This window comes from Streptomyces sp. NPDC086766 (assembly GCF_044746005.1).
Taxonomy (GTDB): Bacteria; Actinomycetota; Actinomycetes; order Streptomycetales; family Streptomycetaceae; genus Streptomyces.
On sequence record NZ_JBIVBI010000010.1, the window covers coordinates 1 to 26,391 of the forward strand.

General features: G+C 72.2%; 22 protein-coding genes and 2 pseudogenes. 10 read left to right on the top strand and 14 right to left on the bottom strand.

The window, feature by feature from the left end; genetic code table 11:
* Both ACIPM1_RS19435 and gnd read left to right on the top strand, forming a co-directional pair.
* A pseudogene (locus tag ACIPM1_RS19435) lies at positions 1–807 on the top strand (glucose-6-phosphate isomerase); the annotation flags it as partial.
* Between the two features lie 6 nt (positions 808–813).
* Positions 814–1,698 carry a phosphogluconate dehydrogenase (NAD(+)-dependent, decarboxylating) gene (gene gnd / locus ACIPM1_RS19440; RefSeq protein ID WP_402436127.1) on the top strand — a complete coding sequence of 295 codons (885 nt, stop codon included), beginning with the start codon at positions 814–816 and terminating at the stop codon, positions 1,696–1,698.
* A gap of 69 nt (positions 1,699–1,767) precedes the next feature.
* Here the strand turns inward: gnd and ACIPM1_RS19445 are convergent, their stop codons facing one another.
* Positions 1,768–3,597: a TIM barrel protein gene (locus tag ACIPM1_RS19445; RefSeq protein ID WP_402436130.1), complete on the bottom strand. Its 1,830-nt coding sequence runs from the start codon at positions 3,595–3,597 to the stop codon at positions 1,768–1,770.
* 50 nt (positions 3,598–3,647) lie between these two features.
* Entirely contained in the window at positions 3,648–4,526 is an 879-nt protein-coding gene (locus ACIPM1_RS19450) for a shikimate dehydrogenase (protein WP_402436133.1), read from the bottom strand.
* A 143-nt stretch (positions 4,527–4,669) separates the two neighbouring features.
* Between ACIPM1_RS19450 and ACIPM1_RS19455 the strand changes: the two genes are divergently transcribed.
* Together ACIPM1_RS19455 and ACIPM1_RS19460 are read left to right on the top strand one after the other, a co-directional pair.
* A complete protein-coding gene (locus tag ACIPM1_RS19455) occupies positions 4,670–5,335 on the top strand; it encodes a TetR/AcrR family transcriptional regulator (protein WP_356192614.1) in 666 nt (221 codons plus the stop codon).
* A 225-nt stretch (positions 5,336–5,560) separates the two neighbouring features.
* Positions 5,561–6,919: an MFS transporter gene (locus ACIPM1_RS19460; protein WP_402436137.1), complete on the top strand. Its 1,359-nt coding sequence runs from the start codon at positions 5,561–5,563 to the stop codon at positions 6,917–6,919.
* 143 nt (positions 6,920–7,062) lie between these two features.
* Here ACIPM1_RS19460 and ACIPM1_RS19465 read toward each other — a convergent pair whose 3' ends face one another.
* Both ACIPM1_RS19465 and ACIPM1_RS19470 read right to left on the bottom strand, forming a co-directional pair.
* Positions 7,063–7,473 carry a VOC family protein gene (locus tag ACIPM1_RS19465; protein ID WP_402436140.1) on the bottom strand — a complete coding sequence of 137 codons (411 nt, stop codon included), beginning with the start codon at positions 7,471–7,473 and terminating at the stop codon, positions 7,063–7,065.
* Between the two features lie 59 nt (positions 7,474–7,532).
* Positions 7,533–8,138 carry a TetR/AcrR family transcriptional regulator gene (locus tag ACIPM1_RS19470; protein WP_402436143.1) on the bottom strand — a complete coding sequence of 202 codons (606 nt, stop codon included), beginning with the start codon at positions 8,136–8,138 and terminating at the stop codon, positions 7,533–7,535.
* A 104-nt stretch (positions 8,139–8,242) separates the two neighbouring features.
* Here ACIPM1_RS19470 and ACIPM1_RS19475 point away from each other — a divergent pair, with 104 nt between their 5' ends.
* Positions 8,243–9,184, top strand: coding sequence for an NAD(P)-dependent oxidoreductase (locus ACIPM1_RS19475; protein WP_402436146.1), 942 nt, complete (start codon positions 8,243–8,245; stop codon positions 9,182–9,184).
* A 19-nt stretch (positions 9,185–9,203) separates the two neighbouring features.
* On the opposite strand, the gene ACIPM1_RS19480 is transcribed toward ACIPM1_RS19475, so the two are convergent.
* Complete coding sequence (locus ACIPM1_RS19480) at positions 9,204–9,677, bottom strand: PPOX class F420-dependent oxidoreductase (RefSeq protein ID WP_402436149.1); 474 nt, start codon at positions 9,675–9,677, stop codon at positions 9,204–9,206.
* A gap of 75 nt (positions 9,678–9,752) precedes the next feature.
* Here ACIPM1_RS19480 and ACIPM1_RS19485 point away from each other — a divergent pair, with 75 nt between their 5' ends.
* The 3 genes from ACIPM1_RS19485 (at position 9,753) to ACIPM1_RS19495 (ending at position 13,078) form a co-directional block, all read left to right on the top strand.
* Positions 9,753–10,334, top strand: coding sequence for a TetR/AcrR family transcriptional regulator (locus ACIPM1_RS19485; protein ID WP_402436152.1), 582 nt, complete (start codon positions 9,753–9,755; stop codon positions 10,332–10,334).
* The gene (locus ACIPM1_RS19490; RefSeq protein ID WP_402436155.1) at positions 10,331–11,782 is read left to right on the top strand and encodes an MFS transporter; all 1,452 of its coding nucleotides are present in this window, start codon (positions 10,331–10,333) and stop codon (positions 11,780–11,782) included. The genes ACIPM1_RS19485 and ACIPM1_RS19490 overlap by 4 nt, the downstream gene beginning before the upstream one ends.
* A gap of 66 nt (positions 11,783–11,848) precedes the next feature.
* Positions 11,849–13,078 (top strand): serine hydrolase domain-containing protein, encoded by a 1,230-nt coding sequence (locus ACIPM1_RS19495; protein ID WP_402436158.1) that lies wholly within the window; start codon positions 11,849–11,851, stop codon positions 13,076–13,078.
* A 106-nt stretch (positions 13,079–13,184) separates the two neighbouring features.
* On the opposite strand, the gene ribA is transcribed toward ACIPM1_RS19495, so the two are convergent.
* Positions 13,185–13,844: a GTP cyclohydrolase II gene (gene ribA / locus ACIPM1_RS19500; RefSeq protein WP_402436161.1), complete on the bottom strand. Its 660-nt coding sequence runs from the start codon at positions 13,842–13,844 to the stop codon at positions 13,185–13,187.
* Between the two features lie 38 nt (positions 13,845–13,882).
* Here ribA and ACIPM1_RS19505 point away from each other — a divergent pair, with 38 nt between their 5' ends.
* The gene (locus ACIPM1_RS19505) at positions 13,883–14,725 is read left to right on the top strand and encodes a creatininase family protein (protein ID WP_402436164.1); all 843 of its coding nucleotides are present in this window, start codon (positions 13,883–13,885) and stop codon (positions 14,723–14,725) included.
* A gap of 365 nt (positions 14,726–15,090) precedes the next feature.
* Here ACIPM1_RS19505 and ACIPM1_RS19510 read toward each other — a convergent pair.
* The 5 genes and pseudogenes from ACIPM1_RS19510 to ACIPM1_RS19530 form a co-directional block, all read right to left on the bottom strand.
* Positions 15,091–16,044 (bottom strand): annotated as a pseudogene (locus tag ACIPM1_RS19510) (lysylphosphatidylglycerol synthase transmembrane domain-containing protein); the annotation flags it as partial.
* On the bottom strand, positions 16,044–17,012 hold the full coding sequence (locus ACIPM1_RS19515; RefSeq protein ID WP_402436660.1) for an SAM-dependent methyltransferase: 969 nt from the start codon (positions 17,010–17,012) through the stop codon (positions 16,044–16,046). The pseudogene ACIPM1_RS19510 and the gene ACIPM1_RS19515, both read right to left, overlap by 1 nt.
* A gap of 278 nt (positions 17,013–17,290) precedes the next feature.
* Positions 17,291–18,490 carry a glycosyltransferase family 4 protein gene (locus ACIPM1_RS19520; protein WP_402436168.1) on the bottom strand — a complete coding sequence of 400 codons (1,200 nt, stop codon included), beginning with the start codon at positions 18,488–18,490 and terminating at the stop codon, positions 17,291–17,293.
* The gene (locus ACIPM1_RS19525) at positions 18,487–18,885 is read right to left on the bottom strand and encodes a 6-carboxytetrahydropterin synthase (protein WP_356192650.1); all 399 of its coding nucleotides are present in this window, start codon (positions 18,883–18,885) and stop codon (positions 18,487–18,489) included. The genes ACIPM1_RS19520 and ACIPM1_RS19525 overlap by 4 nt, the downstream gene beginning before the upstream one ends.
* 321 nt (positions 18,886–19,206) lie before the next feature.
* Positions 19,207–20,184 (bottom strand): zinc-binding alcohol dehydrogenase, encoded by a 978-nt coding sequence (locus ACIPM1_RS19530; RefSeq protein ID WP_402436171.1) that lies wholly within the window; start codon positions 20,182–20,184, stop codon positions 19,207–19,209.
* Positions 20,185–20,292: 108 nt separating this feature from the next.
* Here ACIPM1_RS19530 and ACIPM1_RS19535 point away from each other — a divergent pair, with 108 nt between their 5' ends.
* On the top strand, positions 20,293–21,108 hold the full coding sequence (locus ACIPM1_RS19535) for a CDP-alcohol phosphatidyltransferase family protein (RefSeq protein WP_402436174.1): 816 nt from the start codon (positions 20,293–20,295) through the stop codon (positions 21,106–21,108).
* 300 nt (positions 21,109–21,408) lie between these two features.
* On the opposite strand, the gene ACIPM1_RS19540 is transcribed toward ACIPM1_RS19535, so the two are convergent.
* From ACIPM1_RS19540 to ACIPM1_RS19550, 3 genes are read right to left on the bottom strand one after another with little or no spacing between them, the layout of a single operon-like run.
* Positions 21,409–23,469: an Hsp70 family protein gene (locus tag ACIPM1_RS19540; protein ID WP_402436177.1), complete on the bottom strand. Its 2,061-nt coding sequence runs from the start codon at positions 23,467–23,469 to the stop codon at positions 21,409–21,411.
* A complete protein-coding gene (locus ACIPM1_RS19545; protein WP_402436180.1) occupies positions 23,466–24,269 on the bottom strand; it encodes a hypothetical protein in 804 nt (267 codons plus the stop codon). The genes ACIPM1_RS19540 and ACIPM1_RS19545 overlap by 4 nt, the downstream gene beginning before the upstream one ends.
* Positions 24,269–26,047: a hypothetical protein gene (locus ACIPM1_RS19550; RefSeq protein ID WP_402436182.1), complete on the bottom strand. Its 1,779-nt coding sequence runs from the start codon at positions 26,045–26,047 to the stop codon at positions 24,269–24,271. Before ACIPM1_RS19550 ends, ACIPM1_RS19545 begins: the two co-directional genes overlap by 1 nt.
* Between the last annotated feature and the right edge of the window lie 344 nt (positions 26,048–26,391).

The window sequence follows — 26,391 nt, forward strand, 5'->3', positions numbered from 1 at the left end:
GGCCTGTCGCTGATGATCGCCATCGGCCCGGACCGCTTCCGGGAGATGCTCGACGGCTTCCACCTCGTCGACGAGCACTTCCGCACCGCCCCCGCCGAGGCCAACGCCCCGCTCCTGATGGGCCTGCTCGGCATCTGGTACAACGACTTCTTCGACGCGCAGACGCACGCCGTCCTGCCGTACTCGCACTACCTGTCCAAGTTCACCGCCTACCTCCAGCAACTGGACATGGAGTCCAACGGCAAGTCGGTGCAGCGCGACGGGGAACCCGTGGAGTGGCAGACCGGCCCGGTCGTGTGGGGTACGCCCGGCACCAACGGGCAGCACGCCTACTACCAGCTCATCCACCAGGGCACCAAGCTCATCCCGGCGGACTTCATCGGCTTCGCCGACCCGGTCGGCGAACTGAGCGGTGGACTCGAGGCGCAGCACGACCTGCTGATGGCCAACTTCTTCGCCCAGACGCAGGCACTCGCCTTCGGCAAGACCGCCGAGGAGGTGCGCGCCGAGGGAGTCCCCGAGGAGCAGGTGCCGCACCGCGTCTTCAGGGGCAGCCGGCCCACCACCACGATCCTGGCCCCCGAACTGACCCCGTCGGTCCTCGGCCAGCTCGTGGCGCTGTACGAGCACAAGGTGTTCGTCCAGGGGGCCGTGTGGAACATCGACTCCTTCGACCAGTGGGGCGTCGAGCTCGGCAAGGTCCTCGCCAAGCGCGTCGAGCCCGCCCTGACCGAGGGCGCCGAGGTCCCCGGTCTCGACCCGTCCACCGCCGCCCTCGTGGCCGCGTACCGCACGCTTAGGAAGTGAACTGACATGCAGCTGGGTTTGATCGGCCTCGGCAAGATGGGCGGCAACATGCGGGAGCGTCTCCGCAACGCCGGCCACACCGTCGTCGGCTACGACCGCAATCCCGAACTCTCCGACGTCAGCAGCCTCGCCGAGCTGGTCGACAAGCTCGAGACCCCGCGCGTGGTGTGGGTGATGGTCCCGGCGGGCACCGCCACCCAGACCGTCGTCGACGAGCTCAAGGACCTGCTCCAGCCGGGCGACACCGTCGTCGACGGCGGCAACTCCCGCTGGACCGACGACGAGAAGCACGCCGCCGAACTCGGCGTCAAGCGGATCGGCTTCGTCGACGCCGGCGTCTCCGGCGGCGTCTGGGGCCTGGAGAACGGCTACGCGCTGATGGTCGGCGGCGACAAGGAGCACGTCGACCGACTCCAGCCGATCTTCGACGCGCTCAAGCCGGAGGGCCCCTACGGCTACGTCCACGCCGGCCGGGTCGGCGCGGGCCACTTCGCGAAGATGGTCCACAACGGCATCGAGTACGCCATGATGCAGGCCTACGCCGAGGGCTGGGAGCTGCTGGAGAAGGTCGACTCCGTCACGGACGTCCGCGAGGTCTTCCGCTCCTGGCAGGAGGGCACCGTCATCCGCTCCTGGCTGCTGGACCTGGCGGTCAACGCCCTCGACGAGGACGAGCACCTGGACAAGCTGCGCGGTTACGCCGAGGACTCCGGCGAGGGCCGGTGGACCGTCGAGGCCGCCATCGACAACGCGGTGCCGCTGCCGGCGATCACCGCGTCCCTGTTCGCGCGGTTCGCCTCCCGCCAGGAGGACTCCCCGCAGATGAAGATGATCGCCGCGCTGCGCAACCAGTTCGGCGGTCACGCGGTGGAGTCGTCGAAGAAGGACTGACCGGGGCGGTCGGGGAAGGACCGGCCGCGACGGCCGGGTGGGCGCCCGGCGCGGCGAGGCGGTGACGCCTCACCGCGCCGGGCGCTGCGCGTGCTGGGCGGCCAGCCGCACGGACGCGTTCGGGGCGCCGTAGCCGCGGTGGCCGGGGTCCCGCTGGACGAGTTCGAAGAAGACCCGGCCGACGGTCTCGGTGTAGCAGTGCCGGAAGGCGCCGCCGGCGTCCCGGTCGTAGAGGATGCCGAGGTCGCGGTAGGCCGCCAGTTCCTCCTCGGGCAGCTCGAACCGGGCCGCCAGGTCGTCGTAGTAGTTGGCCGGGATGCGCAGCAGGCGGCCGCCCGCCGCGCGGAAGCGGCCGGCGGCCGCGACCACGTCGTCGGTGGCCAGCGCGATGTGCTGGGCGTGGACGGTGTCGTCGGTGGGCGCCGCGCCGACGGAGAGGGCGATGCGGACGCTGCCGTCGGTGTTGCCGACGGCCCGGCTGCGCAGCAGTCCGTAGGGGTCGGCCACGTCGACGCTCTCCCGGGCGTCGAGCCCGAGCACACTGCGGTGGAAGAGCGCCGCCTCGTCGAAGTGGTGCCAGGGCTGGGTGAGCGCGAGGTGGTCGACGGACGTCACGCCCGTCTGCGGCCGGCCGGTGCCGAGGGAGTCGAAGTCGGCTCGCCAGCCGGGTAGTTCGGGGTGTCCGGTGGCGCAGAAGAAGAGTTCGGTGCCGTCGGGTGCGGCCACCGCGTCCAGCGGTGCGTCGTGCGGGCCGCGGCGGCGCGGCAGCACCGGGGCGAGCAGGGCCTCCGCGCGGCGGGCCGCGGCCGCCGGGTCCGGGGACTCCAGCCCGATCGCGGCGAGCTGCGTGCCGTCGCGGCGTGCCGCTCCCGCCGTGTTGACGAGGATGCGGGCCTCGCCCTGCTGCCAGAGGTCGACGGGCTTGCCGTGATGGGGGTACCGCCCTGCTCGAGCGGAGTCGAGAGCTTGGGGGAGGGCCGTGCGGGCGAAGCCCAGGGCGTCCAGGACCGCGGCGACCGGCTCGGCGTCCGGGGTGAGGAGTTCGGCGAAGGCGATGCCGGTGGGGACGACGGGCGCGGGCAGGTCCGCGACGCCCACGGCCTCCTGGAGCAGGAGCAGCGAGCGGTGCGCGTCGACGGCGGTGGGGCCCGCCTCGGCCTGCCGGAAGACGTCGTTGAAGACCTCCAGGGAGAGCGGGCCGTCGTATCCGGTACGCAGCACGTGCCGCACGAGGCCGGCGACGTCGAAGCCGCCCTGCCCGGGAAAGCAGCGGTAGTGACGGCTCCACTGCAGCACGTCCATCGCGAGCTGCGGGGCGTCCGCCAGCTGGAGGAAGAAGATCTTCTCCCCCGGGATGTCCTCGATGCCCTCGGGGTCGCCGCCGCGGGAGAGGATGTGGAAGCTGTCCAGGCAGGTGCCGAGCGCCGGGTGACCCGCCGTCTCGACGATCCGCCAGGCGTGGTCGTAGGTGCTGACGTGCCGGCCCCAGGCCAGTGCCTCGTAGGCGACCCGGATGCCGAAGTCCTGTGCCAGATCGGCGACTTCGCTCAGCTGCGCGGCGGCGAGGGCGTCGTCGTCGACGGCCGACGGACAGACGCTGGAGCAGACGAGGACGGTGTCGGCGCCGAGCCGGCGCATCAGCTCGAACTTGTGCCGGGCGCGGCGCAGGTTGCGCGCGAACTCCGCGGCGGGGACGGCCTCGATGTCGCGCATCGGCTGGTAGAGCTCGATGCGCAGCCCGAGGTCGGCGCAGCGTATGCGGATCTCCTCGGGGGCGAGGGGGCTGGCGAGCAGATCGTTCTCGAAGATCTCGACCCCGTCGAAGCCGGCCCGGGACGCGGCCGTGAGCTTCTCGGTGAGCGATCCGCTGAGCGAGACGGTGGCGATGGACGTACGCACCCTGAGTACCTCTCCCTGGGCTTCCGTGCTTTCCGTGTTCCGGCCGCCCGTCACTTCCCCGCCCCCACCGCGCCGCCCGCCAGTTCGGCGATGTCCGCCAGCATCCGCGCGCTGTCCGGTTCCCGCCCGGTGAACAGGCGGAAGGCGTCGACGGCCTGGAAGACGGCCATGCCGCCGCCGTCGAGCGTGGCGCAGCCGCGGGCGCGGGCGGTGCGCAGCAGCGCGGTCTCCAGCGGGCGGTAGACCACTTCGGCGACCCACAGGCCGGGGTGGAGCAGCTCGGCCGGGAAGGGCAGGCCGGGGTGGGCGGCCATACCGGTGGGGGTGGCGTGCACGATGCCGTCGGCGCGCGTCAGCAGGTCCGCGAGGGCGTCGGGAGCCGCGGCGGCGGCCCGTCCGGCGCCGAAGTGGCGGGCGAGGGATTCGGCGAGGGCGGCGGCCCGCTCGGGCAGGGCGTCGACGACGGTGACCCGCTCGGCGCCGAGCGTCAGGGTGGCGTGGGCGACGGCGGCGCCGGCCCCGCCCGCGCCGAGCTGGACCACCCGCTCCAGCGGCGCGTCGGGCAGCCCGCGGGCGAAGGACGCGGCGAAGCCGGTGACGTCGGTGTTGTGCCCGACGGCGCGGCCGTCCTCGAAGACGACGGTGTTGACCGCGCCCAGCGCCTCGGCCTGCGGGGCGAGGGCGTCCAGGTGCTCGATGACGAGCTGCTTGCACGGATGGGTGACGTTGAGCCCGTCGAAGCCCAGGGTGCGGGCGGAGCGCACCAGGTCGCCCACCGCCTGCGGCGGCAGGCCCAGGGTGTCGATGTCGAGGAGCCGGTACAGCAGCCGCAGGCCCTGGCGGTCCGCCTCCCGCTCGTGCAGCGCCGGGCTGAGCGATGGGCCGATGCCGGAACCGACCAGACCGACGAGATACGAGTCCTTGGCCACCGCTGACCTCCTGAGCAGACACCTAATGTACGAACTAGTACGTTAGCTATATCAGCACGCCGGCTCCCGCGGGAAGACCCTCGGGGCCGGGACACCCGCTGCTTCTAGAATCACCGGCACTGGACCTACGCCGAAGGAACGTGATGACCAGCGTCGACGAACCGGCACGACCGAACGGGCGCATCCGCGACGCCGCCCGCACCCAGGCCGAGATCCTCGACGTGGCCACGCAGGAGTTCGCCCGGGCAGGCTACGACGGCGCCCGCGTGGACGAGATCGCCGCCCGCACCCGCACCACGAAGCGGATGATCTACTACTATTTCGGCGGCAAGGAGCAGCTCTTCACGGCCGTGCTGGAACGGGCCTACGGCGTGATCCGCGAGGCCGAGCAGCAGCTCGACGTCGACCACCTGGACCCGGTCGCGGCCATCCGGCGGCTGGCCGAGCTGACCTTCGACCACCACGAGCAGCACCCCGACTTCATCCGCCTGGTCAGCATCGAGAACATCCACGAGGCGGAGCACATCGCCGCCTCGGAGAAGCTCGGCCGGATCGGTTCGCCGGCGCTGGACGTGATCCGGCGGATCCTCACCTCGGGCCAGGAGTCGGGCCTGTTCACGGCGGACGTGGACGCGGTCGACCTGCACGCGATGATCAGCTCGTTCTGCTTCTTCCGGGTCGCCAACCGCCGTACGTTCGGCGCCCTGTTCGGGCGCGACCTCGTCGACCCGGCACGGCGCGAGCACTACCGGACCATGCTGGGCGACATGGTGATCGCCTATCTGACGGCGGACCGCGCCGCGGACTGAGCCCGCGGCGGCCGTCCGCGGCCGGCGTCTCCGCACGGCCGCGGCACTACCCCTTGACACCCGGGAAACGCGGGCGCAACATCACTGGCCAACCGCTACTAACTACCCAGTGGGTTAATTAACCGGGACGCGCACCCGGTGCGGCCGGCCCGTCACCCCAGGGATCCGGCACTTCTCGACGTCCGCCCTCTCCGCATACGTTGGAGCCCCCCGAAGGAGCCCGCCGTGTCCGTCCCCGCCGCACCCCACGACGCAACCGCCCCGCCCGGCCAGCCGAAGAAGGCCGCGGCCGCCGCCTGGATCGGCAGCGCGCTGGAGTACTACGACTTCTTCATCTACGGCAGCGCGGCCGCGCTGATCTTCCCGAAGGTCTTCTTCGACGCCTCCGACCCGGCCACCGCGACCCTGCTGTCGCTCGCCACCTTCGGCGTCGCCTACGCCGCCCGCCCGGTCGGCGCGTTCTTCCTCGGCCACTTCGGCGACCGGCTGGGCCGCAAGAAGATCATGGTCTTCACGCTGATCCTGATGGGCGTGTCGACGTTCCTGATCGGCTGTCTGCCCACCCGGGCGCAGGTCGGCGGCGCGGCCCCGGTGCTGCTGGTGCTGTGCCGGGTGCTGCAGGGCATCTCGGCGGCGGGCGAGCAGGCCAGCGCCAGTTCCATGAGCCTGGAGCACGCGCCGCCGGACCGGCGCGGCTTCTTCACCAGTTTCACTCTCAGCGGCACCCAGGGCGGCCAGCTCATCGCCACGCTCGTGTTCATCCCGGTCGCCTCGCTGCCCGAGGACCAGCTGCTGAGCTGGGGCTGGCGGCTGCCCTTCTGGCTGAGCATCGCGGTCGCCCTCGTCGGCTACCTGATCCGCCGCAGGCTGGCGGAGACCCCCGCCTTCGCCCAGCAGGCCGCCGTCCGGGGCGTGGCCCGGCTGCCGCTGGCGGTGCTGCTGCGCGAGCACTGGGCGGACGTGCTGCGGGTGGTCGCGGGCGCGCTCGTCGCCTCGGTGAGCACCATCTTCACGGTGTGGGCGCTGGCCTACGCCACCAGCGACGCGGTCGGCATGTCCCGCTCGTCGATGCTGTGGGTGGGCGCCCTCGCCAACGTCGTCGCGCTCGGCGCCATCCCGCTGTGGGCCACGCTGTCGGACCGGATCGGCCGGCGCCCCGTGTACCTGATCGGCGCGGCGGGCAGCGCGGTGACGATGTTCCTCTACCTGTGGGCGATCTCCACCGGCTCCTACCCGCTGATCCTCGTCCTCGGCATCGTCGCCTTCGGTGTCGTCTACAGCGCCGCGAACGGCGTGTGGCCCTCCTTCTACGGCGAGATGTTCTCCACCCGGGTCCGCCTGTCGGGCATGGCGATCGGCACGCAGATCGGCTTCGCGGTCGCCGGGTTCGCGGTCACCTTCGCCGCCGAGATCGCCGGGCCGGACGGCACCGACTGGTCGTCGGTGGCCCTGTTCACGGCGGCCCTGTGCGTCCCGCCGGTGATCGCCGCGCTGTCGGCTCGCGAGACCCACCGGGTCCCGACCGAACTGCTCGGCGAACGGACCGACCGGCCGGCGTCCCAGCCGGAGACCGTGTCGGCCTGAGCCGCCGCCACGCGGCGCGTACGGCACGCAGGACACATACGGCGAAGCTCGGCGCCCACGGGCAGGAGACGCCTCCTCGCCCGTGGGCGCCGGGCTACGTGCCCGTCGCCCGTCGCCCGTCGTCCGTGGTCCGTTGCCGGTGCTCAGCCGTTGGACCACGACCGCCGGCAGAGCACCAGCCGGTAGCCGTCGGGATCCTCGACGGTGACCCCCCACTCGTTCCAGTACGGGTTGGGCGCCGCCACCCGCCTGCCGCCGTGCTCCTCGAGGCGGGCGACCAGTTCGTCCGGCACGGGACCGTCGACGTAGACCACGAGGAGGTCCTCCTCGGTGGGGCGGGGCTCGACGGGCCGGGCGGGTTCGTGGACGAGCTCCAGGTGCCATCCGGCGTCGGGCCAGCCGACCATCAGCAGGTCGTGCTCACCGGGCCGGGCGCCTCCCTCGGCCCGCCAGAGCACGTCCAGGCCGAGCCCTCCGGCCCAGAACCGCTCGGCCGCGGCCAGGTCCCGGGAGGGGCGGGCGATGCGGAGGTGACTGCGGCCGTCCACGGGCATGGGTACCTCTTCTCCAAGTCGTCCTGGGCCGTGCCGTCCCGGCTGTCCCGTCCTTCGGTTCAGCGGCCGGAAGGCGGGGGGACCGCCGCCGCGTCGAGGAGGGGGCCCAGTTCGCGGGCCACGGTCGTCAGGGGGCGCACGTCCCGCTCCGCGCGGGCCATGAGGAGCGCGCCCTCCAGCGCGCTGATCATCAGGGTGGCGACCGCCCCGGCCCGGCCGGCCGGCACCCCCATGCCCGCCAGAGCCTCGGCCACCGCCTCCCGCCAGGCCGCGAAGGCCGCGGCCGTGGCCGCCCGGGTGGAGGCGCCGGTGGCGGCACAGTCCACCGTCGCCGCGGCGACCGGGCAGCCGGCGGCGAAGCCCTCGGCCTCGCACTCGTCGGTCCACTGCCGCACCATCGCGGCGAACAGGCCGCTCGGGGTCGGCTCGTCCAGGCCGGCCAGGAACCGGGCGACGCGCTTCCCGGCGTACCGCCCGGCCCAGGCGACCGCCTCGCCGACCAGTTGCTCCTTGCCGCCGGGGAAGTAGTGCTGCAGCGATCCGCGCGGGGCCCGCGCGTGGGCGGCGACGTCCCGCATCCCCGTGGCGCCGACCCCCTCGCGCCGGATGAGCTGGGCCGCGCTGAAGACCATCCGCTCGCGCGGTCCCCGCTGCGACTCGGCCATATCCGACCTCCCTGCTCGTTGCCCTGCTCCAGCCTATGACCGCCGTCATAAAGGCCGCTACTATGACCGGTGTCATAACGGTCGCGTCCGGAGGGCGGTCCCCCGTGAACGTCGGTTTCCTCGGCCTCGGAGTCATGGGACGGCCCATGGCGCTCCGGCTGGCCCGCGCCGGTACTCCCCTGATCGTCTGGAACCGCACGCAGGCCCGTACCGCTCCGCTGCGCGCGGCCGGCGCCGAGGTGGCGGCGGACCCCGGCGAGGTGTTCGCCCGCGCGGACGTGGTCCTGCTGATGCTGGCCGACGACACCGCGACCGATGCCGTCCTCGGCCGGGGCACCCCCGCCTTCACCGCGCGTGTCGCCGGACGGGTGGTGGTCCACATGGGCACGACCTCGCCCGCGTACTCGCAGGGCCTGGAGGCCGACGTCCGCGCGGCGGGCGGCCGTTACGTCGAGGCGCCCGTCTCCGGGTCCCGTGTCCCGGCGGAGAACGGGCGGCTGGTGGCGATGCTGGCCGGGGACGAGTCGGCGGTGCAGGTCGTACGGCCGCTGCTCGCGCCCCTGTGCCACCAGAGCTTCCGCTGCGGGCCGACGCCCGGCGCGCTGCTGATGAAACTGTCCGTGAACCTGTTCCTGATCACACTGGTGACGGGCCTGACGGAGGCGTTCCACTTCGCCGAGCGGCAGAAGCTCGACCCGGGCCTGTTCCTCGACGTCCTGAGCGCGGGCCCGATGGCCAGCGCGGTCTCCGGGATGAAGGCGCCCAAGCTGCTGGCCGGGGACTTCTCGGTGCAGGCGGCGGCCCTCGACGTCCTGAAGAACAACCGGCTCATCGCCGAGGCCGCCCGAGCGTCCGGCATCGCCTCCCCCCTGCTGGACGTGTGCCACACCCTCTTCGAGGAGACGGTGGCCCTGGGACACGGTGCCGAGGACATGGTGGCGGTCCTGCGCGCGATCGAGGCCCGCACGACGACGGCACCACGGGACCGGCCCCAGGACCCGGCCTCCCCGTCCACGTCCGCATCCGCGTCCGCGTCCGCGACATGATCGGCCGGGCCGCCCCTGGTCAGTCGCCGTCGGCGGCCCGCGGAATGCCGTAGACCCGCTCCACCCTCAGCCGCAGCACCAGACGGCGGTCGCGGACCATCGAGGCGCGGAAGTCGTCCCAGTCGGGGTGCTCGCCGAGGACGGCACGGTAGAGCCGTACCAGTTCCTCGACGGTGTCGTCGTGCGGGTCCCGCGCGACGGGTGAGAGGTCGGCGGCACCCTCGGCGACCGTGTAGGCCCACCGGTCCGGGCTCGTGACGTGGTACGACGCCCGCGGGTCGCGCCGCAGGTTGCGCGTCTTGGCGCGGTCGTCGGTGACGGAGACCCGGATGATCCGCTCCTCCGGGTCGTAGGCATGACTGACGTTCGACAGCTGGGGCCGCCCGTCACGCTTGAGCGTGACCAGCACCCCGCCGTGCCCTTCGGAGAGCAGCCGCAGCAGCCGCTCCCGCGCCGGATCCTGCGCGGCGCCCTCGCTCGTGTCTCGGCTCATATCAGGAACAACTCCCGGGGCAACGCCGGACATTCCTCGTAGACAGTGTCTACTCGCGACTGGTAGACAGTGTCTATGGCTGACTCCGAGAAGAGCCTGAGGGACCGGCTGGTCGAGGTCGGGGTGGACCTGGTGGCCGAGGAGGGGGCCCAGGCACTGACGCTGCGCGAGATCGCGCGTCGAGCGGGCGTGTCCCACGGGGCGCCGCGCCGCTACTTCCCCACTCACCTGGAACTGCTGTCCGCCATCGCGCGCCGCGGCTTCGCACAACTCGCCGACCGGGCGGCGGCCGTGCTCGACGGCACCGCGGCGGATCCCCGCACCCGGCTGAGCGCGCTCGGCGGCGTCTACCTGGAATTCGCGCTGGGCAACCACGGCATGTACGAGCTGATGTTCCGTCACGACCTTTTGGAAAGCGGCCATCTGGGCCTGCGGGACACCAGCCTGCCGCTGTTCGGAGCCCTGGTGGGGCTGGTGGCCGAGGCCCGCCCCGAGGCGGACGCGCGCGCCGTCGCGGGAGCCCTGTGGGCGAACCTGCACGGCATCGCCCAACTGTGGGGCTGGGGCAGCCTCCAACTCGCCACCGATCTTACGGACTTCGCCCCCCTCCTGCGCACGGCGCTCGACGCGCACCTCGGGCCGGAGGGCGGCCGGTGACCCCGTACCGGGCGACCACGCTCGCGAGCAGTGTGGCCGGGGCCGTGATCGTCGCCGTGGACGGCACCGTCCTCACCGTCGCGCAACCCACGCTGCAACGCGACCTGGACGCGTCGGTCGCCCAGGTCCAGTGGACCAGCACCGGCTATCTCGTCGCGGTGGCGGCCCTGTTGGTGTTCGCCGGACGGCTGGGCGACCGTTACGGTCACCGGCGCCTGTTCGCGGCCGGAATGCTCGGGTTCGGCGCCGCGTCGGCGGGCATCGCCGTGGCCCCCGGAATCGGCTGGGTGATCGGGCTGCGCGTGGCGCAGGGGGTGTGCGGGGCGCTGCTGCAGCCCGCCACGCTGGGGATGGTGCGCGCCGCGTTCCCGCCCGACCGTCTCGCCATGCCCATCGCCGTCCGAACGAGCGCCATCGGACTGGCGGCCGCCGCCGGTCCATTGGTGGGCGGAGCGCTGGTGACCACACTGGGCTGGCGGTCCGTGTTCTACGTCAACGTCCTTCCGGCAGCCCTCTTCGGCGTCCTGGCTCTCGCGACGCGCGGACCGGAGCGGTCCGGCGCCGCCCCCGCCGCCGAGCCGGACGAGCCCGGCATCCGAGCGGCCGCGTCGACGGGCCGGCCGGCAGGGCCCCCGGCCGGGCCCGGTGGTTCCGCGGCCCGCCTGGACGTGCCCGGGGCTCTGCTGCCGGCCGTTGCCCTCGGCTGCGCGGTGCACACGCTGGCCGCGCTTCCGGAGCCCGGATGGGCCGGGCCGCTCGTGGCCGTCGTCGCCGGCACCGCCTTCGTCCGGCACGAGCGCCGCACCCCAAGTCCGCTGCTGCCGCCGGACGTGATCGGCTCGGCGGCCGTCGGCTCGGCCCTGACGGTCCTGGTGGCCGCGTCCTCGGCCCTGTTCGGCACGCTCTTCCTCGGCACGTACCTCCTGCAGGACACCCTCGGACGGGACCCGTTCCACAGCGCCCTGCTCAGCCTGCCGCTCGCCGTGCTCATGGTGGCGGCCGCCCCCGTCTGCCCGCTGTTGCTGCGCCGGGTCGGGGCCCGTCGTACGACCGTGGGAGCGATGGCACTGCTCGCGCTGGGCATCTTGGTGCTCGCCCGGGCGTCGGGACCACTCACCCTGGGTACCGGCTTCGCGCTGCTCGGGGCCGGCTTCGGCACCGTGATGGTCGCGGCGACACAGGTCGTCGTCCGGGAGAGCCCCGTGGAACGGGCCGGGGTGGCGGGCGGGCTCCAGCAGACGGCGATGAACGTCGGCCCGGCGCTGGGCGTCGCGGCGGCCACCACGCTGCGGGGGCTGGGCCGCGGCGACGCGCTGCCCCTGGTGGTGCTCGCGGGGGTGGCCGTGGCGGGGGCGGCGCTGGGCGGAACTCTGCCGAAACGTTCCGGCACGGTGATCGCCGATCGGCCCGAACCGAGGGACCGTACCCGTGTTCCTGCGCGACCATGAGGTCTGGGCAGGTCCGGGCCGGGAGGGCCGGGAGGGTCCTCGTGCGAGACGAACCGGAGGAGAGCGATGGCTCAGTTGCGGCAGGATGTCGACCCGGGCGGTGTGGGGCTCGACGCGAAGGCTCTGGACCGCCTCGACGGGTACCTCGCCCACCTCGTCGACGCGGGGCGGCTGCCCGGGTTCCTCGTGTCCGTCGCGCGGGGCGGCCGGATCGCCCACCTCACCACGTACGGCCTGCGGGACGTGGCGGCCGGGCTGCCGGTCGGCACGGACACCGTGTGGCGGATCTACTCGATGACCAAGCCGGTCACCGCGGTGGCCGTGCTGATGCTCGTCGAGGAGGGCCGGCTGTCGCTGGACGACCCGCTGGAACGCCATCTCCCGGTCTTCGCCGGGCCCCGGGTGTACGAGAGCGGCTCCGGCGACGACGTACGCACCCGCCCGGCCGCCGGCCCCATCCGGATCCGGCACCTGCTCACCCACACCGCGGGCCTGACCTTCGCCTTCTACCACTCCCACCCGGTCGACGCCCTCTACCGGGCGGCCGGCCTGGAGTCGTCCGTGCCCGCGGGCGCCGACCTCACCCGGACGATGGAGGTCTACGCGAGCCTGCCGCTCCAGTTCGACCCGGGAACGCAGTGGAACTACTCGGTCGCCAGCAACGTACTGGGCCGGGTCGTCGAGGTGGCGTCCGGGCAGCCGCTCGACACGTTCTTCGCCGAGCGGATCTTCCGGCCGCTCGGGATGACCGACGCCGGGTTCTGCGTGAGCGACGAACAGGCCGGGCGGCTGGCCGAGTTGTACGGCCAGACCGACGACGGCGGCATCGAGCCCATCACGGGGCTTCCGCTGCACGGCCGTCCCCGGTTCCTCTCCGGCAGCGGCGGCCTGGTGGCGAGCGCGCACGACGTGCACCGCTTCATGGAACTGCTGCGCCGCCGGGGCGAACTCGACGGCACCCGGCTCCTGAGCCCCGGCACCGTGGACCTGATGACGAGCAATCACCTGCCGGGCAACGCCGACCTGCGTTCCTTCGGCAGCCGCCCCGCCCATGACGAACCCGGCAACGATGGTGTCGGCTTCGGGCTCGGGGTCTCCGTCGTGATCGACCCGGAGCGCACCCAGGCGCCCTCGGGGCCGGGCACGTTCGGCTGGAGCGGGGTGGCGACGACGACGTTCTGGGTCGATCCCGGTCGCGATCTGACGCTCCAGTTCATGACCCAGGTGCGCCCGAAGCGGTCCTTGAGGATCTTCCCGGAGTTGAAGCGGCTCGTGCACGAGGCGGTCGTGGACTGAGTCCGTGCCGGTCCGGCCGGGGCTCGGCTTCGGCCCCGGCCACGGTCCGGGCCCCCTCTCGACCTTCGCTCCCGGCCTTCGCTCGGGTTTCCGGTCGGGTTCCCGGTCAGGACAGGTGGGCCACCGCGTCCAGGTGCGGCAGGTGGTGGTCCAGCCGCTCGCGCTTGGTGCGCAGATAGGTGATGTTGTTCTCGCACGGCGGGATCAGCAGGGGCACCTGCTCGGCCACTTGGACGCCGTGCTGCTCCAACGCCTCGCGTTTGCGCGGGTTGTTGGACATCAGGCGCACCGAACGCACCCCCAGGTCGCGCAGCATCTCCGCGGCGACCCGGTAGTCGCGGGCGTCCACCGGCAGGCCGAGGGCGAGGTTGGCCTCCACGGTGTCCAGGCCCTCCGCCTGGAGGGCCATCGCCCGCAGCTTGGCGAGCAGGCCGATCCCCCGGCCCTCGTGCCCTCTCAAGTAGACGACGATGCCGCTGCCTTCGGCGACGACGGCGCGCAGCGCGGAGTCGAGCTGGTCGCCGCACTCGCAGTGCTGGGAGCCGAAGGCGTCGCCGGTCAGGCATTCCGAGTGCAGCCGGGTGAGTACGCCCTCGGTGCCGACGTCGCCGTAGACCAGGGCCACTTGCTCGTCACCGCGGTCGTGGTCCATGTAGCCGACCGCCTCGAATTTGCCGTACACGGTGGGCAGCGGGGCATTCACGACGCGTTCCACGCCCGAGCGCCGTGGGGTCTTCTTGCCGAGTACGCCGAGGTTTTCTGTCATGATCTGGATCCTAAGCAGAGACGAAAGGCCGGAAAACAATGAGTGGTTCGGGAACGCGGCCGACGGCATATGGTCTGTTGCCGGCGGACACCACGCAAGACGTACGGACGCGGGGGGCGGACCTCTCACGGCAGATCGCGGTCCTCCCGGTGGGGAGCTTCGAACAGCACGGCCCGTTCCTTCCGTTGGCCACCGACACGCTGGTCGCCTGCGCCATCGCGCGGGAGATCGCCGACGCGTACCCGGTGCACCTCCTTCCACCCGTGACGATCTCCTGCTCGCACGAGCACGCGGCCTGGCCGGGGACCGTCAGCATTTCCTCCGTGACCCTTCATGCGGTGGTACGGGACGTCGCGGCGTCGCTCCGCCGGTCGGGCGTCGACGTGCTGGTGCTGGTCAACGGGCACGGCGGAAACTACGTACTGGGCAATGTGGTGCAGGAGTCCAACGCCCGGGGCGAACGGATGGCGCTCTTCCCGGCCGCCGAGGACTGGGAGACGGCCCTGGAACGGGCCGGGGTACGCACCTCGCTGCTCACCGACATGCACGCGGGAGAAATCGAGACCTCCATTCTTCTGCACGCTCACCCCGAAATGGTCCGGGCCGGTTACGAGTCGGCCGATTTCACCGCGGACGACCGGCGTCATCTGCTCACCGTCGGAATGTCCGCCTATACCGCGTCGGGCGTCATCGGCCGTCCTTCCCTGGGATCCGCGGAAAAGGGGAAGGAACTGCTGGCGAGCCTCGGCGCCTCCTTCGGACCGTATTTCTCGCTGCTCACGTCCGCGGATGCGCCCGTGGACTCACCGATTTCCGCGGCGGGTACGGGAAGCGGGCGCGAGGAGGACGGCGAAGGCGAGCGCGAGGTCCGGCGCGGATAGCCGCCCTCGGCCGTGCCGCCGGGGCCCGGCTCCGTCCCGGCGGCACGGGTCCCGGCGACACGGGTCCCGGCGACACGGGTCCCGGCGCGCAGGGCTTCCGCTACGGCCGGGCCGCGTCCGGCGTTCAGGGGTTCCGCGACGGCGAACCCCGGCCCGGCGTGCGGGGGTTCCGCAACGGCGAGGCTCAGCCCGGCGTTCAGGGGTTCCGCTACCGCGAAGTCCGGCCCGGCGTACAAGGATTCCACCCCGCCGTCGTGCGACCCGGAGCGCAGGCCGGTGTACCAGCGGGCGAGAAGGACGAGCGCGCCCGGCAGACTGGCCACGAAGCTCAGCACCCCGTAGACCACGGCGACGGCCAGTCCGGTGCTGGCGCCGAGTCCGGCGGCGCCGAACGCCCAGGCGGTGACGCCCTCGCGCGGTCCGAAGCCGCCGACGTTCAGGGGCAGTCCCATGGCGAGCAGCGCGAGGATCGCCAGCGGCAGCAGGACGGCGACGGAGGCGGCGGAGCCGGCGACCCGGGCGGCCACGACGAACATCGCGAGGTGCCCGGCCAGGACGACGGCGGAAGAGAGCGCGACCCCGGGCCCGTTGCGGCGGGACAGCAGCGCCTCGCGCGCCTCGTCCAGGGTCCGGCGCAGGGCCCGTCCCCGCGCGGAGGGCGCCCGGTTCAGGCGCAGGGCGAGGAGCACGGCGAGCGCTCCCACGACCGCGAGCGCCGCGGGCGCCGCCAGGTGCCGGGCCTGGGACCGGACCGGCGAGGGAAGGGTCAGCAGCACCGTGACGCCGGTGACGGCGAGAGCGATCTGCCCGGCCACCCGCTCCCAGACCACGGTCCGCACACCGCGGCCGAGGTCGCCGGCGTTCCGGCCGTGCCGCACCGCCCGGTGCACGTCTCCCAGGACGCCGCCGGGGAGGGCCGCGTTCAGGAAGAGCGCGCGGTAGTAGTCGGCGACGGCCGGCCCGAGCGGCAGGCGGATGCGCAGGCCCCGGGCCACCAGTTGCCAGCGCCAGGCGCTGCATACGGTGGTGACGACCCCGATCGCGAGAGCGGCCGCCAGCGTGGGCGTGTCGATCCGGCGCAGCCCGTCCAGGAAGACGCCGGTGCCCAGGCGCCACAGCAGGACGACGAGGATGGCGGCGCCGGCGACGGTACCGAGGTGGGTGCGCAGCGCGGGTGAGGTGAGGAGGCGGGCGCGTACCGCGCCGCGCGGTCCCGGTTCGGGGCGCGCCTCCGGTCGTACGTCTGCGCCTCCGGACCGACCGGCGCCGGCACCCGCACCGGAACGCACCGCCCGAACGTCCACCGTCTCCACGCTCATCAGGCACCGCCCGCCGGCTGCGACAGCGCCAGCAGGTCGCTGTGGTGGACGACGACCGTCAACTCCCCCGCCGCGCAGGCCTCGAGGCGCTCGGCGAGGTAGCGGTCGGCGCGCGGCTTCAGCTCGGGACGCTGTTCGACGGCCGCGCCGACCCAGCCGCGCAGCCACTGCGCGGTCAACTCGCGCTGGTCGGCGCCGAGCCGCCAGGGGCTCGGGTGCACCCGTACGGCCGCGCCGTGCCGGGTGAAGGACTCGCACGCCACGGCGAGCGCGTCCGGGCCGAGCAGGCCGGTGCGGCGCTGATGGGCGTTGAACGCCTCGGCGATCTCGGCGTCCAGCGGGTCGGCGGGGGTGAGGTCGACACGTCCGACCACCGACAGCGTCAGCAGGGCCGGGCAGCCGGCCCCGGCGCAGGCGGCGGCGAGGGTGTCGATCTCGTCCTCGGTGAGGACGTCCAGCAGGGCGGACGCCGTCACCAGCGACGCGCCGACGAGGGCGTCCGGGGTCAGCCGGGCCACGTCGCCGCGCCGCGTCTCCACGGTGACCCGGCTGCCGTCGGCGGCCGCGTGCGGAGAGGCGACGGCGGCGAAGTGCAGCAGGTAGGGGTCACGGTCGTGGAGGATCCAGTGCTGGGCGCCGTCGATCCGGGGCGCGAGCCAGCGGCCCATCGAGCCGGTGCCGCAGCCGAGGTCGTGCACGACGATCCCGCCGTCCCGCCCGGGCGGATCGGCCAGCCGGCTCCGCAGCGGGTCCAGCAGTTCCGTGGCACGCGCGGCCGCGTCCGCCACCTCCCGCAGTTGCAGCCACTCGGGCGCGTACCGGGCCGGCTCCTCCGGCTCGTCCGGCCCGGCCGCGCGAAGGCGGACGGTGGCCCGCTCACCGGGACGCGGCGCGGGACCGGCACCGGGGATCACGGCGTCCTCTCCCGGCACCGAATCCGGCTCGGACATCGAATCCGGCCCGGGCATCGCATCCGACCCGGACATCGCATCGGACCCCGACACCGGCCCCGGCGCGGTCTCGTCGCTGCCGAGGCCGGCCGCCGCCAGGTCCACACCCCTACCACTGCTCACGACGTCCACGCCATGCGCGGCGCCCACGCCACCCACGACATCCACGGCATCCACGGCATCCAGGGCATGCACGGAGGACGTGTCGCCGAAGAGACCGGGCTGGGCCGGTGCGCCCCCGCCCCGCGGGCCGGCGGTGCCGGCCGGCGTGGTCGTCGTGTTCCTCATGGTCTCCTTCATGCCGCCCTCCGGGGCTCGTCGGGCAGCCGGCCCAGCACGCCGGCCAGGGCGCGGGCGGTCGCCGCCCAGCCGCCGAGCGCGGCGCGACGGCCGCGTGCGGCGGCCTTCAGACGGCGCCGCACATCGGCCTCGCCGAACCAGCCCCGCAGTTCGGCGGCGAGGGCCGCGGGGTCCTCCGGCGGGACGAGGATGCCGGGCACCCCGCCGTCGGGTGCGCGGCCGACCGCCTCGCCGACCCCGCCGACGTCGGTGGCCAGCACCGGAACGCCGCGTGCGAGGGCCTCGGTGACCGCCATGCCGTAGGTCTCCGCGTAGGAGGCGAGGACCATCAGGTCGGCGGAGGCGTACGCGGCGTCGAGTGCGGCGCCCGCCTTCGGCCCGGCCAGGTGGAAACGGTCCTGCAGGCCGTACTTCCCGATCAGGCCGCGCAGATGGGTGACGTACTCGGGGTCGTGGGTCAGTCCGCCGACGCACACGCAGTTCCACGGGAGGTCGGTCACCGTGGCGAGCGCCTCCACGAGCCGGTGCTGGCCCTTGCGCGGCGTCACGGCGGCGACGCACAGCAACTGCGAGACGCCGTCGGTCCCGGGGGCGAGGGGCGCGATGTCGGCGCCGGGGGCGGCGACATGCACCCGCTCGGGGGCGAGTCCGTGGTGGGAGACGAGACGGCGGACCGCCCAGTCGCTGGTGGCGACCACCGCCGGGACCGCCCGCAGGACGGTGCGTTCACGGGCGTCCAGTTCGGCGGCGACGGCCGGTTCGAGCCCGGTCTCGTCGCCGAGCGGGAGGTGCACCAGGACGGCCAGGCGCAGCCGCTCGGCCTCCGGGACGACGACCTCGGGAACCCCGCAGGCCACGATTCCGTCGAGCAGCACGACCGAGCCGTCCGGCAACTCCCGCAGGACACGCGCGAGTTCCGCACGGGCGGTGGCGTTCGGCCGGGGCCAGCCGCCGTCCACCGGGTGCCCCAGCACCTGCCAGCCGAAGCCGGGCAGGTCCAGGCTGACCCGGCGGTCGTAGGCGTTGCCGCCGCTCGGTGTGGCCGGATCGTCGACGCCGCCCGGCAGGATGAAGTGCACGGTGCGCAGGGACATGGGGATGATCCCGACGTGGTCGAGGCCCGCGCGCTGGGCGGGCACGAAGGCGAGGGGCGACGCGCCTCCGGCGGGCGCCCGGTCGATGGTCGCGTCGGTCACAGGGCACGCTCGTAACTCGCCCAGGCGACGTGCGACTCGTGGAGCGTGACGGTGAGGCCCGCGAGTCCCTTGGCGCCCTCGCCCAGGGCGCCCTTGTGGATCCGCTCGGCGAGCCGGTCGGCGATGACCTTGGCCAGGAACTCCGTGGAGGTGTTGACGCCGGCGAAGTCGGGCTCGTTGTCGAGGTTGCGGTAGTTCAGTTCGCTCACGACCGCGCCCAGTTCCTGGGTGGCCAGTCCGATGTCGACGACGATGTTGTCGTCGTCCAGCTGTTCGCGCCGGAACGTGGCGTCCACGAGGAACGTGGCTCCGTGCAGCCGCTGCGCGGGCCCGAACACCTCGCCGCGGAAGCTGTGGGCGATCATGATGTGATCGCGGACGGTGATGCTGAACAACGGACGACCCTCCAGGTGCGGCGCGTCTGGTCCCCCGGCTGATCCCTGTTGATCCCTGCCGGGGGGATGCCGTGTAGTACGGCTCTCCGCTTCCCCTTGTTCAGCCGTGTCTCACCCTTTTTCTCAGGTCAGACGCTCTTGTTCCGCATGGGTCGGGTCGGTTTTCCACGGCGCTCCTGCCACTCCGAGTCGGCCCTCCCCATCCGACCACGTTTTTCAGCACATGTCCGTCGAACGGTGTCCGTCGCACCGTTTCCGTCAACCGTGTCGCACTGTGTCCGTCGAACGGTGTCCGCCGGACCGTGGGCGTGTGACGGGACGTCAGCCGCCGTACGCGATGCGGTGGCACAGCGCGGGAATGTCCCCCGAGGCGAGCCTCGGCATGACCTCCGGCAGTTCCTCGAAGGCGCTCTCCCCCGTGACGAGCGCGTCCAGGGCCGGATCGGCGAGCAGGTCGAGGGCGAGGGCGAGCCGGCCGGCGTAGCCGCGGCTGGAGCGGCGGGCCGGGGAGACGGTGCCGACCTGGCTGCTGCGGATGGTCAGCCGGCGGGAGTGGAAGGCCTCGCCGAGCGGGAGCGCGACGCGCCGGTCGCCGTACCAGCTCAGTTCGAGGACGGTGCCCTCGGCGGTGAGCAGTTCCAGGGAGCGGGCCAGGCCCTGTTCGGTGGCGCTGGCGTGCACGACGAGGTCGCAGTCGCCGAGGGCGTCCTCGGGCGCGGCGAAGCCGACGCCGAGGGCTTCGGCGATCTTCGCGCGGCCGGGGTCGGCGTCCACCAGCTGGACCCGCGCGCCGGGGAACCGGGCCAGCAGGGCGGCCACCGAGCAGCCGACCATGCCGCCGCCGACCACGGCGATACGGTCACCGACCAGGGGCGCAGCGTCCCACAGGGCGTTCACCGCGGTCTCGACGGTGCCGGCGAGGACGGCCCGCTCGGCGGGCACGGTGTCGGGCACCGGCGTCACGGCGCTCGCGGGGACGACGTAGCGGCTCTGGTGCGGATAGAGGCAGAAGACGGTACGGCCGGCCAGCTCCGCCGGGCCCTCCTCGACCACGCCCACGTTGAGGTAGCCGTACTTCACCGGTCCCGGGAAGTCGCCCTCCTGGAAGGGCGCCCGCATCACGCCGTGCTGACTGGCCGGCACCCCGCCCCGGAAGACCAGCGTCTCCGTGCCGCGGCTCACCCCGGAGAACAGGGTGCGCACCACCACCTCGCCATCGGCGGGATCGGGAAGCCGCAGGTCACGTATCTCGCCGTGGCCGGGCGAGCGGAGCCAGAAGGCACGGGCGGAACGGTTCATCGTCGTCCTCCTGAACGATCGGGAAGTTGTTCACGTACGGAGTGTGCACAGGCCGCGCACAAGGTACGCGGCGTTGATCGACTCTGTCACTCGGCCGGAGGGTGTGCGGTGGCCCTGAACAACACTTACGACGCGAGGCTGGTCCAGCAGGAGACCGCTGTGGGAGCGGGCGTGCAGATCCTGTTGCTGGCCCTGCTCGGCACGGCGATCGGGATGGGCCCGGCCGGCTGGCTGACCGGTCTGGTCTTCGCGATCGCCACCTGGGCGGTGCTCTCACGGGCGCTGCACCGGTCGCGGCTGCGCTCCTTCGGCGCGGCCAACCGGGTCACCCTGGGCCGGGCCACTCTCGTCGGCGGTGTGACGGCGCTGGTCGCGGACTCCTTCGAGAGCTCACCGCCGGTGTCGCTGCTGGTCGGCCTGACCGCGGTGGCCCTGATACTCGACGGCGTGGACGGCAAGGTGGCCCGCCGCACCGGCACCACGAGCGCACTGGGCGCCCGCTTCGACATGGAGGTCGACGCCTTCCTGATCCTGGTCCTCAGCGTCTACGTCTCCATGAGCCTCGGCCCGTGGGTGCTGCTGATCGGCGCCATGCGCTACGCCTTCGTCGCCGCCGCCCGTCTCCTGCCCTGGCTGAACACCCCCCTCCCCCCGAGCACCGCCCGCAAGACCGTGGCCGCCCTCCAGGGCATCCTCCTGCTCCTGGCCGGCGCGGACCTCCTGCCGAAGGCGGCGAACTTCGCCGTGGCACTGCTGTCCCTGACCCTGCTGGTGTGGTCCTTCGGACGGGACGTGCTGTGGCTGCGGCGGCGGTCGTCACGGCTGCGGGTGGTGGAGACGGCGACCCGCGAGGACGACGGAATGGACGAGGTGCTGGAGCCCCCGACGGAGGAGATCCTGGTGGAGACGGCGCGGGCGGCGTGACGCCGCTACGCCCGGCGCAGGTGGGAGGGCCCGGACCGTACTCCCACCCCGCGTCCTCATACAGCCGCCGCTTGACTTCTTCCTCGTCGGCGAGCGTCACGGTGAAGCCCGTCTCCTCGTTCCGACCAGTGGTCGTGCCATCGGGGTTGTGGCGGAAGGACAGTCCCATGCGCGCCTCCTTCGATTCCATGAGCGGGAACATCCCGTCACACCGCCGAACGAGTCGCCCGCGCCGCGTGTGCCCCGGCCGGGAGACTTCACCCGATCGCGTGACGCCGCACGAACCCCGATCACCGACGCCTACACGAAGACCCAGTTGCGTCCGACCTGAGCGAGTTTCACGAATCGCCCCTTCTCCGTCACCCATGGATGCGGGGTGCGCAGCCGCGTCAGATCGTCCATGGAAACGACCAAGGCGTCGAGCTGTTGCGCCACGGTGAGAACGGCCTGGGGCGAGGAGGTCGGAACGGTCACGACCAGTCCCTCCTCGATCGCCTTGTCCAGCACGGATTGCTCGTCATACTCGACGGCGTCGACCAGGTCGGTGCCGATGACGGTCACCACATGCCGGTCTCGGAAGCGGCGCCTGATCTCCGCCAGGGCCGAACCGAGCAACCGCATGCTCGGCGGACGTGGCGAGGCGGGAGTGCGCCCGGCGGTCATGATGCCGCGGCCGTCGACGACCAGAACCGGGATGTCACTGCCTCGGCTCTCTTCCCGTTCGCTCTCCGCACGGAGCGGCGGCGTCTCCGCGTGAGGTGCGGAAATCGCGGCAGTCGGTGGCACCGCCGGCTCCTTGACGCGCCGCAACAGCCGCTCCAATTCCCTGTCCAGCCCCTGTGCGATGGGGGTGCCGTCCGGCCCGAAGCAGTCCAGTTCCTCATCGAGGATGACCGTGCCCGCGTGACGGGATTTGGCATGGATTTTGAGGATGCCGCTGCGGTCATAGTGGTAATCGACGTCGAACACATTGCTCGACGGCTCGGCATTCGGCTGGGGAACCGGCAGTTCAAGTCTGGCCAGCGGAAACGTGCGTTCGTCATCCGCGGCGCGTTGCCCGTCACCCTCGACGATCTCCAGGATCACCTTCGAGGCTCCGCGGAGAGAGGGCATGGCGCTGCGGGTGCCTCGTGCAGGCAGGGTCGAATACCTGGGGATCAGCGTGGCGAAGCCGCGCCGCCCGCCCGCTTCGAAGGACAGACCGAGGTCGTGGCTCGTGGCGACCGAGACCGTCGTCTCCGGGATGAGACCGTCGATCTCGGCCGCCGTGATGGCCGCTCCTCTGGCCACCGCCGTCATCGGCTTGCACAGCCGGGGATCGACCACGTCTCTCCCCAGGGCTCGCTCGACTTCGCGCCGCACAAGCGGGATCTGCGACGTGCCGCCGATCATCAGCACGGCGTCGAGGTCGTGTGCGGTAAGGCCCACGTCCTGCAGGCACTCCTCCAGTGGGATCAGCGCGCGGCGCACCAGAGGCTGCACGGCGTCCTCGAACTCGTCCCGACGAAGCACCACCGGTTCGAATCCGCCCAGCGGCTCGAAGAGCACTTGGTCCGTCCCTGGCTGGGACAGCAGGATCTTCGTCAGTTCGACGTGCCGTCTCCAGCGGCGGGCTTCCTGCCGGGTCAGTCTGCCCGGATGGCTGTCCAGCTTGGACAGGACCAGCCTCACGAGCTCCTCGTCGAACTCCAGGCCGCCGAGGGCGGTGATGCCGCGCGACGCCATCTCGTCGAAGATGCCGTCGTAATGCTCGAGCACGGTGACGTCGATCGTGCCGCCACCCCAGTCGAAGACCAGGAACCTGCCTTCGCCGGGGAAGTCGTGGGCGTAACTGATGGCAGCGGCAGTCGGTTCGTTGATGAGCGCCTTGACCTTGATACCTGCTAGCCGGGCCGCGGCCCGCGTTCGGTAGCGCGCGGCTCCGGTGGCGTTCGCCGGTACCGTGACGACCGCTTCCTCCATCTCCCGCAGGTTGCGGCGCACTCCCGCCCTCATCTGGTCGAAGAGAGCAGCCGCCACTGCGGTGCTGCGGAACGGTTCATCGCCGAGCCACACCTCGTGCTCCTCGGGAACCGTGCCCGCGGGGGCCAGGTCGCCGTCGTCCATGGCCCGTGGCCGGGAGGCCAGCATGCGTTTCACCGCGTCCTGAGGTTCGGCTGTCTCGCACTTGGCGGACCAGCCGAAGCACAGCGTGCGCTGGATGTCCCGCAGGGAGACCACCGACGGGAACAGTTCGTCGAAGCCGGGCCGGTTCCATTCCGCGGGCAAGGCCGCGGAGTCCACCCGGATGACCTCTGTGCCGCTGCCGGTCCACCGCGCGACAACAGAATTGCTCGTCCCGAAGTCGATGCCGAAGGTCATTTCTGCTCTCTCCCCTCGGAGTCGGTGGCAGTGTCAGCGGGCATGCGTCGCATCTCACCCCGCTGAATCACGCGACCAGAGCCGCTGTCCGTGTAGGCGGGGGCCACAACCTCGTAGCGGGTACTGCCCACGTGCTCCGTCGGATTGGCCAGGTTGAAGCAGTCGGGGTCCGGCTCGGTGACGCGGGTCAGGCCGGAACGGCGCATCTCCTCCTCCACACGGAGCCTGACGGCGCTGATGTGTCCCGACGTCTGGGCCGTGCGGTCGATCAACGCCAGTTGTGCCAGGTGCTCCTCGTGCACCCGGGTGGCGTTGAGTACCGCCGTGCGCAGTGCCTCGTCCACCGCGGCCTGCACCGCCTGCTGCACCAGGGTGCCCATCTTTCCAGCAGTCGACTGTGCTCCGGCGATCGCGGCGTCGAGCTCGGCCGTGAGCCTGCGGCCGACCTCCTGAGCGGCGCTGGCGCCCGCCTTCATCGCCGCCCGGTCCACCTTCGCGGCGATCTTGTCACTGAGGACACGAAACATCGCCTCGGGGTCCGAACGGGGATCCACCAGCCGCGCGGCGTCCCTGGTCGCGACCGACCGGTCTTGGGCGCGTTCGTCGTCGGCCCTGCCTCGGCCGTGATTCGCCGGCTTCGGCTCCGAAGGGGTGGCCTCGTTGCGGGCGGCCCGCTTCTCCCCGTCGTACGGCCGGGCGCGCCGCGCACCACCCCTCACAGGCTTGGTGCGCACCCCCTCGAACTCCTGAATGCGCCGGGGCTCGGCGGCGGGTGGACGTGGCTTCTTGTTCGCGGGCATCAGTGCTCGTTCCTCAGTCTCGCGGCACAGCGGCCGATGATCTCCCGTGCCGCCTGGTCGGCGGTCCACGACTTCTCCTGCTCGCTGCTGGGCGGGGTGCGGCGCTCCAGCGGCTGTGGGCCGGGGCTCAGCAGTTCGCCTCGGACATCGGGGACCCACAAGAACTGCTCATCCAGGGGCAGTTCACAGAGCGCCTCACTCTCGCCACCGAGGCGTCGCGTCGTCTCGATGCGTCGGATGCGGTCCTTGGCACCGTTGATGTACTCGAGTTGCTCCGGGGGTACTTGCCGACGCAGATCACGCCAGCCCTGCCCCCATTCGCTGGAGCCATGTTCGACACAGAGGGCGAAGTAGGGGTTGAGGACGTCTTGCGGCTTGCTCTTGAAGCGCAGGGCCTGGAGCAGTTCGCTGAGCGTGTTCATCCGGCGCCGCTGCTCCCCGCCTACTCCCCCGCGTCGCCTGCCCCCACGCTTCAGGACGTCTTCGAGGAGGCCGACTCCCTGGTCGAGGCGATCGCGTTCGCCCGGACGCGCGTAGAGGTAGGTCAGGTAAGCCTGCACAGCCCGCGCCTCCCGGTCCGCGGAACCAGCGGCTCCCCGGGATTCCGGATTCCGCAGGACCGCGGCCTGCTGCAAGGTTGCCCGCACCACGCGGTCCGTGTCCTGCGGCTCGCAGGCCATGACCCAGTGCACGTCGTCCAGGAGACGGTACAGGCGACGGGTGCCAGCCCAAAAGTGAAAGGGCGTCCTGCCGGAGACGAGTCGCCCGTCGGGAAGGCAGTCCTCCAACAGCCCGAACAGCGAGCGATCGTGGCCAAGGCGGGTGTCCACACCTCCGCCCTCCCGGATGCGCCGGAGGGACGCCACCAGATCGGCAAGGTCGCGGGGCAGTTCCTCGTACTCGGACGACCGGACGGCGTCCAGTACGGGGACCTGACCGCTCAACAGTGCCGAGCGCAAGCTCCACTCGTCGTGGCGCCCGTCGACAGGTTCGATCGTGCCGCCAGCCGCCAGGATGCGCCGGCACTCCTCGTCCTGCCAGTCGAGTGCCTCGATGTCGGCGTCGTCGAGACGTCCGGGATCGAGGCGGGCTCGCACGTACCGGACATGTTCGGTCTGCTCCGGCCAGGTGTGCGGCGCGTCGTTCGCGCGGAGGCAGCCTTGGTCGATCAGATCGTCGACGACGGGCAGCGGGAGGCGTTCGACGAGCCGCTGCCAGGATGCGGCCGAGAGCACTGCGCGGCCCCGTGCCTCGACGGCCTCCAGGTGCAACTGCCAGGAATCGACGATGTCCGGAGCGATCTCCGGAGCGGGCACGCGACCGGAGCGAAGCGCCTCGGCACGTACCCGCTCGCCCTCCGCAAGGACGGGCAGACCTCCAGCCGCCAGGTCGAGCAGGTATCCCAGGGCGGGCAGGGCAGCCATCCGGCTCAACAACTCGATCGCTTCGGCTGCCACGGCCCGTAGCGGGTCATCCGTCGAAGCCGCCCGCAACACCAATTGGTCGACAAACGCCCGGGACTCGCCCAGTTCGTCTACCACCCGTCCAAGAACATGGGTTAGGCGCGGAGGCAGCACAAGCGACTCGGGAGGCGCGGGCTCATCCATGGCATGAACGTCGGCTGCCTCGGACGCAACACCACTCGCGAGGACCCGGCGCCGGGCGCGCAGAGGTGCGACGGCGCCGTCCTCCCGAGCCTGACGCCGTTGCTCCCTGCGTTCCATTTCCGCGCGCCGCAGATCCTCCACATGGTCCACGGCAGGCAGCTCTGTCGTCATCGAAGAGTTCCCCCCTCATTCCGTGCAGTCCCTGCTCACTCCCCATGGGCCGGGTCACGGATCCTGTCGATGGTAGAACAGGCAACCACCACCGCTGAAGTCAAGCAGGTCATCCACCAGCGGTTCCGTCCGGAACTGTCTGGGACGTGCCCGAACGGGGCGTGACGGTGGCCCGTACGCCGAGCCCGGACTTATCGCAAGAAGGTCACCCAGGTTCCGCTTCCGGTGGAGCGTCATGTTGCTCTGCTGGGCATTCTGTCGGGATCACCAGGCATGCGCCGCGAAGAACTGGCCAGAGAGACAGTCCGGTTCTTCGGGTGCTGCGCCTGGGACCGGACAACCGG